This window comes from Rhizobium sp. BK049 (genome assembly GCF_014193135.1).
Classification (GTDB): domain Bacteria; phylum Pseudomonadota; class Alphaproteobacteria; order Rhizobiales; family Rhizobiaceae; genus Rhizobium.
Genome location: NZ_JACHYV010000026.1, coordinates 36,273 through 49,377, shown reverse-complemented (window position 1 = coordinate 49,377; position 13,105 = coordinate 36,273). Strand labels below are relative to the sequence as shown.

At 62.1% G+C, this 13,105-nt stretch carries 13 protein-coding genes; 9 read left to right on the top strand and 4 right to left on the bottom strand.

The window, feature by feature from the left end:
• Nucleotides 1-227: 227 nt before the first annotated feature.
• The 3 genes from FHT70_RS23725 (at nt 228) to FHT70_RS23715 (ending at nt 2,938) form a co-directional block, all read left to right on the top strand.
• Nucleotides 228-1,388, top strand: coding sequence for a DnaJ C-terminal domain-containing protein (locus tag FHT70_RS23725; protein WP_183705235.1), 1,161 nt, complete (start codon nt 228-230; stop codon nt 1,386-1,388).
• Nucleotides 1,389-1,509: 121 nt separating this feature from the next.
• Entirely contained in the window at nt 1,510-2,328 is an 819-nt protein-coding gene (fabI, locus tag FHT70_RS23720; protein WP_064800910.1) for an enoyl-ACP reductase FabI, read from the top strand.
• Between the two features lie 19 nt (nt 2,329-2,347).
• A complete protein-coding gene (locus FHT70_RS23715; RefSeq protein ID WP_183705233.1) occupies nt 2,348-2,938 on the top strand; it encodes a histidine phosphatase family protein in 591 nt (196 codons plus the stop codon).
• 291 nt (nt 2,939-3,229) lie between these two features.
• Here FHT70_RS23715 and FHT70_RS23710 read toward each other — a convergent pair whose 3' ends face one another.
• The gene (locus FHT70_RS23710; protein ID WP_003569889.1) at nt 3,230-3,490 is read right to left on the bottom strand and encodes a DUF1344 domain-containing protein; all 261 of its coding nucleotides are present in this window, start codon (nt 3,488-3,490) and stop codon (nt 3,230-3,232) included.
• Between the two features lie 369 nt (nt 3,491-3,859).
• Here FHT70_RS23710 and aroC point away from each other — a divergent pair, with 369 nt between their 5' ends.
• Together aroC and ribB are read left to right on the top strand one after the other, a co-directional pair.
• On the top strand, nt 3,860-4,957 hold the full coding sequence (aroC, locus tag FHT70_RS23705; RefSeq protein WP_183705230.1) for a chorismate synthase: 1,098 nt from the start codon (nt 3,860-3,862) through the stop codon (nt 4,955-4,957).
• Between the two features lie 8 nt (nt 4,958-4,965).
• Nucleotides 4,966-6,069: a 3,4-dihydroxy-2-butanone-4-phosphate synthase gene (ribB, locus tag FHT70_RS23700; protein ID WP_085777193.1), complete on the top strand. Its 1,104-nt coding sequence runs from the start codon at nt 4,966-4,968 to the stop codon at nt 6,067-6,069.
• A gap of 181 nt (nt 6,070-6,250) precedes the next feature.
• Here ribB and FHT70_RS23695 read toward each other — a convergent pair whose 3' ends face one another.
• Complete coding sequence (locus FHT70_RS23695) at nt 6,251-7,441, bottom strand: winged helix-turn-helix domain-containing protein (RefSeq protein WP_183705228.1); 1,191 nt, start codon at nt 7,439-7,441, stop codon at nt 6,251-6,253.
• A 312-nt stretch (nt 7,442-7,753) separates the two neighbouring features.
• On the opposite strand from FHT70_RS23695, the gene FHT70_RS23690 reads away from it, so the two are divergent.
• The 3 genes from FHT70_RS23690 to FHT70_RS23680 are packed head-to-tail and all read left to right on the top strand — an operon-like array spanning nt 7,754 to nt 9,624.
• Nucleotides 7,754-8,428, top strand: a complete 675-nt coding sequence (locus FHT70_RS23690) for an ABC transporter ATP-binding protein (protein ID WP_183705226.1) — start codon at nt 7,754-7,756, stop codon at nt 8,426-8,428.
• Nucleotides 8,428-9,036 (top strand): energy-coupling factor transporter transmembrane protein EcfT, encoded by a 609-nt coding sequence (locus FHT70_RS23685; protein ID WP_183705224.1) that lies wholly within the window; start codon nt 8,428-8,430, stop codon nt 9,034-9,036. The genes FHT70_RS23690 and FHT70_RS23685 overlap by 1 nt, the downstream gene beginning before the upstream one ends.
• A gap of 24 nt (nt 9,037-9,060) precedes the next feature.
• Nucleotides 9,061-9,624: a biotin transporter BioY gene (locus tag FHT70_RS23680; protein WP_011424275.1), complete on the top strand. Its 564-nt coding sequence runs from the start codon at nt 9,061-9,063 to the stop codon at nt 9,622-9,624.
• Between the two features lie 196 nt (nt 9,625-9,820).
• Here FHT70_RS23680 and FHT70_RS23675 read toward each other — a convergent pair whose 3' ends face one another.
• Complete coding sequence (locus tag FHT70_RS23675; protein WP_183705222.1) at nt 9,821-10,960, bottom strand: acyltransferase; 1,140 nt, start codon at nt 10,958-10,960, stop codon at nt 9,821-9,823.
• 595 nt (nt 10,961-11,555) lie between these two features.
• Complete coding sequence (locus tag FHT70_RS23670) at nt 11,556-12,449, bottom strand: LysR substrate-binding domain-containing protein (RefSeq protein WP_183705220.1); 894 nt, start codon at nt 12,447-12,449, stop codon at nt 11,556-11,558.
• A gap of 232 nt (nt 12,450-12,681) precedes the next feature.
• On the opposite strand from FHT70_RS23670, the gene FHT70_RS23665 reads away from it, so the two are divergent.
• Nucleotides 12,682-13,068: an ectoine synthase gene (locus FHT70_RS23665; RefSeq protein WP_085779980.1), complete on the top strand. Its 387-nt coding sequence runs from the start codon at nt 12,682-12,684 to the stop codon at nt 13,066-13,068.
• Nucleotides 13,069-13,105: the final 37 nt, after the last annotated feature.

Genomic DNA, 13,105 nt, shown 5'->3' with positions numbered 1-13,105 from the left:
TGTCGCGAATGCTTAGCAAACAGCTAACCATTTACGGCAAAACACTCCCCATCTCTCCACGGAAATAAGAAGTGATTAGCAACTCGGCCGCACGATCGGTGTCGAGAGTGGCTCTGCCTGCCTTCGTGGCCGGTGGCGCCTCACATGTTGATATTGGACTTCGATATTGGGCGGGGATGCCGGGCAAGGACAGGCGTCACCCGCATCGCAACACCGGCGGTTTTGACATGCGCGATCCTTACAAAATTCTGGGCGTCAAGCGCGACGCGGCGGCAGAAGAGATCAAGGCGGCCTGGCGCAACATGGCCAAAGCAGCCCATCCCGACCACAATCAGGACGATCCGACGGCGACGGCGCGGTTCGCCGAGATCGGCCGCGCATACGAAACGCTGAGAGACCCGCGCAAACGCAGCCTGTTCGACAATGCCGTGCGGGTGGCGGAAGCCAAGAAGCAGGAACAGACGATCATGCAGCAGCGCCAGGCCGCGCGCGAGGCTGCGGCCCGCGCCAAGGCGGCGCAGGCCAATGCCGAGCGGGTGATGGAAGAGCTTGCCCGGGCTGCCCAGAAGGCCGCGGCCGAAGGCCCAAAACAGCAGGCCGGCACTGGCGAAGGTGCCGAGGAGATGGTCGAGCGCATTTTCGGCGCGCAGACACGCGCTGCGGCGGGCGGCCAGGCGCAGGGCCGCGCCCAGCAGACGCAGACCCAGCAGACGCAGGGCCAGACACAGTCCGAAGCGGGCAAACGTGTGGATGGCGAGGCCCCCGAAGCCGAGGAGGAATCCGGCGAGACATCAAACAATGCCGCCAACCTGTCGCTGCCGCTCAGCATTCTGACATCGCTGGTGCGCCGTTTCACCGGCGCCAAGGATAGCGGCCTCGAGAAAGCGCCGGACGAGGTGACGACGGCGACGGTCACGATCGACGACGTGCTGAAAAGCGCCTGGATCAACGCGTCGCTGCCGGAGGGCCGCGAAATCGGCTTCGTGCTGTCGGCCGGCACCACGGATGGTCACGAGATCAGGCTCAAGGGACAGGGCTTCAAGCTGCCGGGCATGCAGCGCGGCGATGCCGTCGTCAATATCCGCATCGCCCCCGATCCGCGCTTCACCGTCGATGGTTTCGACCTGCACGCCGTGCTGCCGATCAGTATCGAGAATGCCGTGCTCGGCACCGAGGCGCGCATCGAAGGCCCGGCCGGGCCGCTTGATATCACCGTTCCCGCATGGTCGGGCTCGGACAAGACGATCGCGATTCCCGGCCAGGGATTGCCGCGGGAAGACGGCAGCAGAGGCGATCTCGTCGTCGAATTGCGCATCATCCTGTGGGAAAAACCCGACGATAAGATCACAGATCTCATGCGGAGCATGCGCGAAGGCCTGTTCCTGTGAAATTTTTATGACATTCGCACCCTTTGTTACGATCCCTAACAGTTGATGATCCAGGCCAAGCTTGAACCGATTAACGGCCTATGCCATAGGCAGGATCGATCAGAATCCTAGGGAGCGAAATATGGCTCAAGCATCCGGCCTCATGGCAGGCAAACGCGGCGTCATCATGGGTGTCGCCAACAATCGTTCGATTGCGTGGGGTATTGCCAAGGCCATTCATGCGCAGGGCGGAGAAGTCGCGCTCACCTATCAGGGCGATGCGCTGAAGAAGCGTGTCGAGCCGCTTGCAGCCGAGATCGACGCGACGCTCGTCGGCCACTGCGATGTCGCCGACGAATCCACCATCGACGCGGTTTTCGAAAATGTCGAAAAGCTGTGGGGCAAGATCGATTTCCTTGTGCATGCGATCGGCTTTTCCGACAAGGACGAGCTGACCGGCCGCTACATCGACACCTCGCCCGACAATTTCACCAAGACGATGCAGATTTCCGTCTACTCCTTCACCTCGGTCGCACGCCGCGCCGAGAAGCTGATGACGGACGGCGGCTCGATGCTGACGCTAACCTATTACGGCGCCGAAAAGGTCATGCCGAACTATAATGTCATGGGCGTCGCCAAGGCCGCGCTCGAAGCGAGCGTCAAATATCTCGCCGTCGATCTCGGGCCGCAGAACATCCGCGTCAACGCCGTTTCGGCCGGGCCGATCAAGACGCTCGCCGCCTCCGGCATCGGCGATTTCCGCTATATTCTGAAGTGGAACGAATATAATGCCCCGCTGCGCCGCACGGTCACGATCGAAGAAGTCGGCGACGTCGGCCTCTATCTGCTGTCCGACCTGTCGCGCTCGGTCACCGGTGAAGTGCATCACGCCGACAGCGGCTATCATGTCATCGGCATGAAGGCGGTCGACGCGCCGGATATTTCGGTCGTCAAGGACTAAGTCCCCCGGAGTCGAGACCGTGCTCATCTACGTGATCAGACACGGTCAGACCGACTGGAATGCCGAGCGTCGCCTGCAGGGCCAGAAGGATGTGCCGATGAACGCCATCGGCCTGGAACAAGCCCGGCAGAACGGCATCGAGCTGGCCAAGATCCTCGGCGATGCGGTCGGCGAATTCGATTTTGTCGCAAGCCCGCTCGGACGCACGCGCGCAACGATGGAGATCATGCGCGCCGCCATGGGACTGCCGCCGCTTGCCTATCGCACCGATCCGAGGCTGGTGGAGATTTCCTTCGGAGACTGGGAGGGCTCGACGCTCAAGGAACTGAGGGCGACGCAGGCCGAGCGGGTGGCCGAACGCAATGCCTCGAAATGGGATTTCATTCCACCCGGCGACGATGCGGAGAGCTACGAGATCCTCTCCTGGCGCACAAGCGCATGGCTGCACTCCGTCGATCGCCCGACTGTCTGCGTCACCCATGGCGGCGTCATCCGCACGCTGTTCCAGGCGATTGCCGACCTGCCTAAGAGCACCGCCGCCGAAGGCGGTATACCACAGGACCGGATCGTCAGGATCGATACGCGCGAGCGGACAATCGTCTGGCTGTAGGCATCGCAGGGCGCTGCGCTCAGTGTTGGTCGGATTGGGATGGGAGCGAGTTGTTCGGCCCGGGGGAGATCGCCGATATGAGCCCCTCATCCGGCTGCCGCCACCGAACCGGGGTCGAGCCACGTGCGACCCGTCCTTCGGACCCACGCTCGCGGGGCGAAGGGACGTGCCGCGCCCTCTCCGGTCCACTCGCTCTCGTGGGGCAAGTCCCTCGCCCCGCGAGCGGGGAGAGGGTTAGGGTGAGGGGCAGCCATTGGCGCCAACCTCACACGACCATTCTCCGGAAACTGCCTACTTGACGATATCGAGATCGTTGATGACGCGCTTGCCGTCGACCTCGGTGTAGAAGACGATGACCTTCACGCCGGCTTCGAGGCCGTCGAAATTGAATTCCTCCGGCGCCTGATAGGTCTTGCCATCGTCGAGCGTCAGCACGAGATTGGCCGTGTCGACCTTCTTGATCGTCGCCTCGACATCGGCGCTCTCGGCAAAACCGCTCATCGGCGACAGGAAACTTGCTGTGGCCAAAAGCGTGGCGACGACGAAACGCATGGCAACAATCCTCTTGAAACGCTGCACGAGAACACTGGCCACAGATAATCTCCTGAATATGGCGAAAATTGCCCGTAAGAATGGCTTTTCCCGCCCAATTGATGAATGGCATTTTAAACATAATCAAGGCGCTGCGTTAACCACGCGCTTCCCTCGCTGATCTCACCGCCGCTGCGGCCGGAACTGGATGGCGGCTGGCTTCGTGACGGCCATGCTGCCGCAAAGGAGCGAAACAGCATTTCCGCCGCTGCCGGTTTGACGCAAAGAAAGGCTTTTGCCTCGGCGGTTTTTTGGCCTATGAGTGTCGCGCCTTTTCAAGCAATGGCGCGGCCGGCGGCGACCGGCGCTCAGGCGCCGCCGTGGGAACACATGTCACACAATACATTCGGTCACCTCTTCCGCGTAACCACCTGGGGCGAAAGCCATGGCCCGGCGCTCGGCTGCGTCGTCGACGGCTGCCCTCCAGGTCTGCGCTTCAAGCTCGAAGACCTCCAGGTCTGGCTCGACAAGCGCAAGCCCGGCCAATCCCGCTTCGTCACGCAGCGGCGCGAGGACGACTTGGTGAAGGTGCTGTCCGGCGTCATGCTCGATGCCGACGGCGAGACGATGACGACCACAGGCACGCCGATCTCCATGCTGATCGAGAACACCGATCAGCGCTCCAAGGATTATGGCGAGATCGCCCGGCAATACCGGCCCGGCCATGCCGACTATACCTATGACCTCAAATACGGGATTCGCGACTATCGCGGCGGCGGCCGCTCCTCGGCGCGCGAGACCGCCGCCCGGGTTGCGGCCGGCGGCATCGCCCGCCTCGTCGTGCCGGGTGTCACCGTGCGCGGCGCCCTGGTGCAGATCGGCAAACACAAGGTCGACCGCAGCAACTGGGACTGGGATCAGGTCGGACAAAACCCGTTCTTCTCGCCGGATGCGGCAATCGTGCCGGTCTGGGAGGAATATCTCGACGGCATCCGCAAGGCCGGCTCGTCCATCGGCGCTGTTATCGAAGTGATCGCCGAAGGCGTGCCCGCAGGTCTCGGCGCGCCGATCTATTCCAAGCTCGACCAGGACATAGCCTCGCTGCTGATGTCGATCAATGCCGTCAAGGGTGTGGAGATCGGCAATGGTTTTGCCGCCGCCGAAACCTCAGGCGAAGACAATGCCGACGAGATGCGCATGGGCAATGACGGAACGCCGATCTTCCTTTCCAACAATGCCGGCGGTATTCTCGGCGGGATCTCGACCGGACAGCCGATCGTGGCGCGTTTCGCCGTCAAGCCGACCTCGTCGATCCTGACCGAACGCCAGTCGATTGATGCCGACGGCAAGAATGTCGACGTGCGCACCAAGGGCCGGCACGACCCCTGCGTCGGCATTCGCGCCGTACCGATCGGCGAGGCGATGGTCGCCTGCGCCATTGCCGATCATTACCTTCGCGACCGCGGCCAGACAGGCCGTCTGAAATAGGAGCGTCCATGTCTTACGATCAGAAGCGCGTCGTCGACGCCATCAGGGCCTTCGAGGCGGGCGAAATCGTCGTCGTCATGGACGACAATGACCGCGAGAACGAGGGCGATTTGATCGTCGCCGCCGTCCACACCACGCCGGAGAAGATGGCCTTCATCGTGCGCCACACCTCAGGCATCGTCTGCGCACCCATGCCGAAGGAAGAGGCCAAGCGCCTCAACCTCAACGCCATGGTGGCGGAAAACGATTCGGCCCACACGACCGCCTTCACCGTCTCGGTGGATTTCAAGCACGGTACGACGACCGGCATCTCGGCCGACGACCGGACGCTGACGGTGCGCAACCTCGCCAATCCGAATGTAGGGGCCGCCGATTTCGTCCGTCCCGGCCATATCTTCCCGCTGGTATCGCGCGAAGGCGGCGTGCTGATGCGCTCGGGCCATACGGAAGCGGCCGTCGATCTCTGCCGGCTCGCCGGCCTGCCGCCGATCGGCGTCATCTCGGAACTGGTCAATGACGACGGCACCGTCACCCGCGGGCCGCAGGTTGTCGATTTCGCCGAGAAGCACGGGCTGAAGCTCGTCTCCGTCGCCGACCTCATCGCTTATCGCCAGCGCAAGGAAACGCTGGTCGAGCACGGCGCGAGCTTCGACATCGACACGCCGTTCGGCAAGGCCAAGGCCCACACCTATGCCCTGCCCTGGGACCCGATGCAGCATCTCGCCGTCGTCTTCGGCGACATCCGCGACGGCGTCGACATTCCGGTGCGCCTGCATCCGGAAAATGTCGCCGAGGATCTCTTCGGCAAGAACAGCCCGGTCGACTTCTACATGGAGAAGATCGCCGCCGAAGGCCGCGGCATCATCGTCTATCTGCGCGAGGGCTCCGTCGGCGTCGGCCATTACGACAATGGCCGCAAGGCCCGCAACCAGGGCCGCGAAGCCCATGCCGAGGCGCAGACGCGCGAGAGCGAATGGCTGGAAATCGGCCTCGGCGCCCAGATCCTCAAGGATCTCGGCGTCAGCTCGATCAAGCTGCTCACCAGCCGCGAGCGCCACTATGTCGGCCTGGAAGGTTTCGGCATCAAGATCAGCAAGACGGAGATCTGCTGAGGGTCAAACGAAAGCCGGATGGCAGCCCCTCATCCGCCTGCCGGCACCTTCTCCCCGCCCGCGGGGAGAAGGGGACATGTCGCACCGGCGTCCTCCATCTCAACGTTTGGCACGTCCCCTCGCCCCGTTTACGGGGAGAGGGTTAGGGTGAGGGGCAATCTGATGCGCTCTCTCGAGGAAATTATCCTCTCCACCCCTCGAGCAACACGACCTTCTCCACGCCAGCAAACCGCGCCACCCGATCCAGCTCCGCCTCCAGCCGCTCCAACCGTCCGGCGGAAGCCTTCACGCCCGGTTCCAGCCAGAGCCGCCTGACGTCGAGGGTCGATTTCTTCCGGTCCGCCTTCATGTCGATGCGGCCGATCAGCCGGTCGCCTTCGAGCAGCGGGAAGACGTAATAGCCATATTCACGCTTGGCTTCGGGCACGAAGACCTCGATGCGGTAGAAGAAGCCGAACAGGCGTTCGGTGCGGTTGCGGTCGCGGATCATCGGGTCGAAGGGGCTGAGCACGCGGATGCGCGGCGGAGCGTCCGGATAGGTGTCGAGCGTCGAGAGAAAGTCGGCAAAGGCCCAGGACGGGCGAGGCTTGCCGCCGGGCGCCGGTTCGATCAGCACTTCGGTCAGCTCGTCACGATGGGCTGATACCCAGGCCTTGGCCTCGTCGGGCGAGACCAGGTTCCAAAAGGCTGCGATCTCGCCGTGGGTGGCGAAACCGAGGCGGGCAAGCGCGCTGCGGCAGGCCCAATCGACGAAGTCTTCGCGGCTTACCTCCGGCTCGCGGAATTCAGCGGGGATAACGCGCTCGGTCAGATCATAGATCTTCTGGAAATTCGAGCGGCCGGCGATGGCGAACTTGCCGGTGTGCCAGAAATATTCGAGCGCCGTCTTGTTCGGATGCCAGTTCCACCAGCCGCCGGAGGCGTGGCCATCGGCCTTGACGTCGCGCGCCAGCATCGCGCCGTCGCGCCGCACACGTTCATAGGTCTCCTCGAAAGCCGCCTCGAAACCCTCGCCGCGCCACTTGCGCCAGCGCTCGACGAGGACTTTCTCCTGGTGGCGGAACTTGTGCTTCCAATATACGAAGAAGGCGCTGGGCAGGATGGAGGCGTCGTGCGTCCAGTGCTCGAACAGCGCGCGCTCCTTTTCGAGCAGTGCCTTCAGATGCTCGCGCCGATAGGTCTGGTTGCGGGAAAACAGGATCTGATGATGCGCCCGCTCCACCGTCTGGATGCTGTCCACCTGGACGAAGCCGAGATCGTGGATCAACTGCAGCAGGCCGGCCTTGGTCAAGGCACGGTTCGGTGAGGCGCTGAGGCCCTGCTTGGCAAGAAAGACACGGCGGGCATCGGAATTGGACAGCAGATTCGTCATGCATCCATCATAACGCGGAAAATCTTCCTAGCCACCCGATTATCCGCCCAAGTGTCGACGTCGCGATTTGCGCTTTCATCATCCTTGCTTCCCCGTATAGAAGCACTGCTGTCGGGTTGGCGCCAATGGCTGCCCCTCACCCTAACCCTCTCCCCGTAAACGGGGCGAGGGGACGTGCCCTGCGAGGGGCCTGCGGGGAACCGAGAGGGCGCGGCATGGTCCCTTCGCCCCGTTTACGGGGAGAAGGTGCCGGCAGGCGGATGAGGGGCCGGCATCGGCAACCCCTCCGGTAGAAAATGCGAGGGACTTGGTTTGGATATTCAATTCGAAAGTGCAGGTGTCAGTTTCGGGGCTCGGGTGGCGCTCGAGCCGCTGACGCTCGGCATCACGGGCAAACGGATTGGCATCATCGGACTGAATGGCTCGGGCAAGACCACCTTTGCGCGGCTGATCAATGGGCTGACCAAGCCGACCACTGGCCGCGTCATGGTCAACGGCCGCGACACGGCCGACGAGAAGACTGTTGGCGCCGATGTCGGCTTCATCTTCCAGTCGCCGCAGAACCAGATCATCCTGCCGATCGTCAAGGACGACATCGCCTTCGGGCTGAAGCGGCGCGGCTTCAGCAAGGCTGAGATCGAGGCAAGGGTCCAAGGCGTGCTGGCCCGCTTCGGCGCCGAGGCGCTAGCCGATCGCCGGGCGCACGAGCTTTCCGGCGGCGAGCTCCAGCTGGCGGCGCTCTGCTCGGTGCTGGCGACCGGCCCGGGCATTCTCATCCTTGACGAGCCGACCAACCAGCTCGATCTCAAAAACCGGGGGCTGGTCGAGAGGATCATCGCCGGACTGCCGGAAAGCGCCATCGTCATCACCCACGACCTTGAGCTGATTGCCGGTTTCGATCGGGTGCTCGTGTTTCACGAAGGGCGGCTTGCCGCCGATGCGCCTGCGGCCGAAGCGGTCGCCCGCTATCGGGAGATCGCCGCCTGATGCAGACGCTCTACGTCGAAAGCAACAGCCCGATGCACCGGCTCTCGCCGCGGGTAAAGCTCCTGTCGCTGACGGCCTTCGCCATCCTGCTGTTCATCGGCCACAATCTCCTCCTGCTCTCGGGCGCCGTGCTGGTGGCGGCGGTGCTCTACGGCACGGTCGGCCTGCCGCTCGGCGAGGCGTTGCGACGGCTGCGGCCGATCTTCCTGACGATTGCGGTCGTCGCCCTCTTCAACTTCATCTTCAATCCCTGGCAGGCGGCGCTCGTGCCCGTGCTACGGTTGACGGCGCTGATGCTTCTCGCCGCCAGCGTGACGGCGACGACTTCAATTACCGAGTTCATCGACGAGGTGACGGCGCTTGCCCGCCCGCTCGAACGCACCGGCCGGGTTCAGGCCGACGATATCGGCCTTGCTCTCGGACTGGTGCTGCGCTTCGTGCCTGAGATCGTCAACCGTTACCAGGCGATCCGCGAGGCGCACATGGCGCGTGGGCTGAAGGTCCGGCCGACAAGTATGCTTGCGCCGCTGATCATTCTGACGCTGAAGGACGCGGATAATGTCGCCGCGGCGATTGACGCGCGCCGCATTCGGCGGCATGGAAGTTAACGATTTTTTAATACGGAGTTCATGATGAGCACCCGCGACCTCGTCCTTACCGCCCTCTTTGCCGCGATCATCGTGGCGCTCGGCCTGCTGCCGCCGATCTCGCTCGGCTTCATTCCGGTGCCGATCACCGCCCAGTCGCTCGGCGTCATGATGGCCGGCGTCGTGCTCGGCGCCCGGCGCGGCGCGATCGCCGTGCTGATCGTGCTGCTGCTCGTCGCGATCGGCCTGCCGGTGCTTTCCGGCGGCCGCGGCGGCCTGGCGATCTTCGCCTCGCCGACAGCTGGCTTCCTCGTCGGCTGGATCTTTGGCGCCTTCGTCACCGGCTATCTCAGCGAGCGCCTGGTCAACCATGGGCAATCCGGCCTGGTGCAGACGGTGAGCTTCTTCCTCGCCGCCATGATCGGCGGCATCGTCGTGCTCTACGCCTTTGGCATCACCTATCTCGCGACCGTCGCAGGCCTCGGCTTCACGAAAGCCTTCGTCGGCTCGATGGCCTTCATTCCGGGCGATGTGATCAAGGCCGTCGTCGCCGCCCTGCTCGGCCGCGCCGTCATGGTCGGCTATCCCCTGCTGCCGGCGCGCGCTTGAGCGTTTAGGGCCTATCCATAGCGTCAGTGGCCGCCTTCCACCGAAGGTGGCCACTGCGTATTAGAGGATGTCGCATGGATGCTCGGGGCAAGCCCGAGCAGGACGGAGAGTGGGGTCAAGGTCGAGGCAAGAGCCGAGAAGGGGGAATTCGGACATCATTGCGCCTCGGGCCTACTCCCTCTCCTCAATTTTACCCCTAGACCCGAGACTCCCTCGCCAGAAAAACGGCAGCCCGTTGCCCAAGTCGATCGAGCAATCCTCGCAAAAGGCTCCGCATCGGCGGCTCTCCCCATTTGCATACGGCAAGCGACATGGCGCAAATGATCGCGACGGCCAAAGCCAGTGCCAGCAGCGGCGCCATTCCGCGGGCGGTCAGCCAGTCGAGAAGTTGGACGCCGATGGCGAGATGCAGGAGATAGAGCGGATAGGTCATCGCGCCGAAGGTTTTCACCGATCGAAGCAACAAGCTTGGCAGACGGCTGATCCGCTTGGCATAGCCGACGCTTGCGACGATCGATATCAATCCAGCCAGCCAGATTGCGATTGCGGGAAAGGAGGAGAAAGAATGACCCGCTGCGGCGAGCGTGCGGTCGCTGCTGTTCTCTCCGGCCATGTAGATCTGGGCGCCCCCCGCCGCCAAGGCGCAGAAGAAGCCCAGCCAGGATATCCCACTCATCCGGCCTTGGGACAGCAGCCAGATATAGATGCCGACGGCAAATTGGCAGCCGTAGTAAAAGGGGATGGCCCGCCAGGCGGTCTCGGTGAACATGTCCTGTATGGCTGCATCGGGAACGGCGTAAGACAGCGCGATGAAAGCCGCGCTGGCCAGCGACAGGCCGAGCGCCAGGGCGGACATCCTCGTCTTCTGCCCGGTCGCGCACATGATGAAGACGATGGCGTAGAAGCAAATCTCGCATGCCAGGGTCCAATACTGGCCATCGATCCAGGGCCCCCCGGGATAGAGCGTGATCGAGCGCAGATAGCTCATGAGGATGCGCCAGTTGACGTCCTGTGTGGCAATGACGATCAGCGTCAGCGATGCGCAGATCCATACCGCCGGATAGAGCCGCAGAATACGCCCCTTGAGAAATGACAGGGCGCTGGCGGAAGCGGCGGAATTGACGATGACGAAGCCCGATATGACGAAGAACAATTCGACGCCGACCCATCCGGGCTGGGCGACATTCTCGATCGCCGGCATTTTGTACGGTCTGAGATATAAAGGCGAGGCCCAGGAAGTAAATCCGAGATGGAACACTGTCACCATCAGGGCACATGCAAAGCGCAGTGCGTCGATCCCGTAAATATACGGGTTTCCCGCCGCAGATTTAGCCATATTGATTGTCTCCAACACCTTCGCCCAGCCCGCCTCGACAGACATAGGGCTCAAGTTTCCTGTGACGACCCATAAATTGGATTGCGTGTCGGATCCGTTCGTCTATTCGCCCGTCAGATCAGTTCCGCAATCCTCGAGCGGGCCTGACATTCCGGCCTATTTGGAGGCCTGGTACGGAGTGGAGTTCGGGCAACAAAAAACCGCCTTGAGGCGGTCGGGCATGCTATCGATTTCGTTTGATCTAGTCTCCTCCACCGTCCCCGCCACCTCCGTCGCCGCCATCGCAGCCCCCGTCATCAGAGACCTCGAACCCAATTCCGCCGTCGCTACCTGAACCCGGACTTCGCCTGGTGTTTGCGCTGGTCTGGGCGGTTGCTCCTGCTCTTACCGCGGTCAGGGCAAAGGCCAGTAGGCCTGCGACGAGCATGGTCGTCAGAAGATATGAATCCAATCAGTTTCCTTTCGTTTGCTTCAGGAAAGCTCGTTTCCTGATCAAAAGTGTAGATTGTTTTTCGATCGCCGCAATAGCACCAATATGAAACTTTCATGACATTTCAGCTCGGGTCAAAACGAGCCGTGCCCTGTGGTTTCCAGCCTATTCCATGGTCGGCGGGCCGCCTGATCGACACTCCGCCGTGAACCATTCCGCAAAGCGGCGAACCGGCTTCTTCGCCCAGGAGCTGGTGATCAGGTAATAGCCTTGAGTCTCTGCCGTCGAAATGTCCGAGAGCACAACGAGGTCGCCGCGATCGATCTCTCGCCGGAACACTTCGACAGGGCATAGTGCGACGCCATGCCCGGCGATCACTGCCGTGGCAAGAATGTTGAAGTCCTGGAATATCGGCCCGCGAAGCGGGTCGGGCGCCGTTATCTCAGCCTTTCGGAACCATTCCTTCCAGCCGTCCATGGATTCATCGTGCAGCAGTTCGGCTGCCGCAAAGGGAACGCCGTCGGCCATCCAGTTTCGCTTTGCCAGATAATGAATGCTGGCCACCGGCTGGTTGCGCCTGGAGAAAAGCAGGCGGCTCTCCCGTCCCCCTGACACGTCTTCTCCCATGGTAATGAGAACATCCAGGCTTTCGTCATCGAAGCGCTCTTCCGCTTTTGCATAGACGATCCTGACATCAAGATCAGGATCGCTCTCCCGAAAAGATGGAAGTGCCGGAACCAGCCAGCGCGACGCGATCGAAGGAATGCATCCCACGGTTATCGAACGCATATTGTGGTCTCTGCGCATGTTGCCGGTGGCGTGGGCGATGGCAGCGAGCGAGCCCGAAACGGCCAGGTAATATTCGGCGCCCGCCGGCGTCAGTGCAACGCCGCGTCCGGATTTTTGCAGCAGCTTGCGTCCCATCCATGTCTCCAGATGTTTGATCTGGTGACTGATCGCGGCATGGGTCACGTGCAGTTCGTCTCCGGCCTTTGAAAGACTCATGAGCCGGGCGGTTGCTTCGAAGGCTCTCAATGCGTTCAGCGGCGGCAGTTGCATATGTTCGAATTCCTCACATAAGCAGCAGGATCCATTCGCCGCCCGATATGTCAAATCTTTTAGTATCACTCCGAACGTGCCGGAGAATATCCGATCGCCCTCGGCCCGCGCCAGATTATGTGTAGAATATTCTAACAAGTCTCTCAAATTAGATCATTTGAAAGAGTCGCGGCTGCAGTGCCTAATGGATCACGGAGATCAAAAGATCTCAGCCATTCGCGAGGAGACGAACATGTTTGTGAGAAGCCTGAGAGAAGTCGAGCAGACCGAGCGTTTCGTCGATTGGGGCAATGGCACAAGCCATCGTCTGCTGACCAGGGATGACGGGATGGGGTTTACCGTCTGCCACACCGTTGTTCGCGCCAACACCGAAGCCCTGCTGCAGTACCGCAACCATCTGGAGGCCTGCTACTGCATCCAGGGAGCAGGCGAGGTCGAGGATATGGACGGCAATGTCTTCCCCATCCGCGCCGGCGATATCTACGTTCTCGACAAACACGATCGGCACTATTTGCGGGGTGGCAAGGATGAGGATCTCATCCTCGTCAGCGTCTTCAATCCACCATTGAATGGCACGGAACGTCACGATCTAAGCAATAGAAGCGGTTCGGAATACTGAGCCGGCCGCCCCGCCCGCACACCACGCCGTTCAGGTT

Excerpts from the sequence above, each read along its gene's own strand:
- FHT70_RS23670 (WP_183705220.1), bottom strand. The coding sequence starts at position 12,449 with ATGCAACTGCCGCCGCTGAACGCATTGAGAGCCTTCGAAGCAACCGCC.
- FHT70_RS23665 (WP_085779980.1), top strand. The coding sequence starts at position 12,682 with ATGTTTGTGAGAAGCCTGAGAGAAGTCGAGCAGACCGAGCGTTTCGTC.
- FHT70_RS23710 (WP_003569889.1), bottom strand. The coding sequence starts at position 3,490 with ATGCGTTTCGTCGTCGCCACGCTTTTGGCCACAGCAAGTTTCCTGTCG.
- aroC (WP_183705230.1), top strand. The coding sequence starts at position 3,860 with ATGTCACACAATACATTCGGTCACCTCTTCCGCGTAACCACCTGGGGC.
- FHT70_RS23675 (WP_183705222.1), bottom strand. The coding sequence starts at position 10,960 with ATGGCTAAATCTGCGGCGGGAAACCCGTATATTTACGGGATCGACGCA.
- FHT70_RS23725 (WP_183705235.1), top strand. The coding sequence starts at position 228 with ATGCGCGATCCTTACAAAATTCTGGGCGTCAAGCGCGACGCGGCGGCA.
- FHT70_RS23695 (WP_183705228.1), bottom strand. The coding sequence starts at position 7,441 with ATGACGAATCTGCTGTCCAATTCCGATGCCCGCCGTGTCTTTCTTGCC.
- ribB (WP_085777193.1), top strand. The coding sequence starts at position 4,966 with ATGTCTTACGATCAGAAGCGCGTCGTCGACGCCATCAGGGCCTTCGAG.
- fabI (WP_064800910.1), top strand. The coding sequence starts at position 1,510 with ATGGCTCAAGCATCCGGCCTCATGGCAGGCAAACGCGGCGTCATCATG.
- FHT70_RS23685 (WP_183705224.1), top strand. The coding sequence starts at position 8,428 with ATGCAGACGCTCTACGTCGAAAGCAACAGCCCGATGCACCGGCTCTCG.
- FHT70_RS23680 (WP_011424275.1), top strand. The coding sequence starts at position 9,061 with ATGAGCACCCGCGACCTCGTCCTTACCGCCCTCTTTGCCGCGATCATC.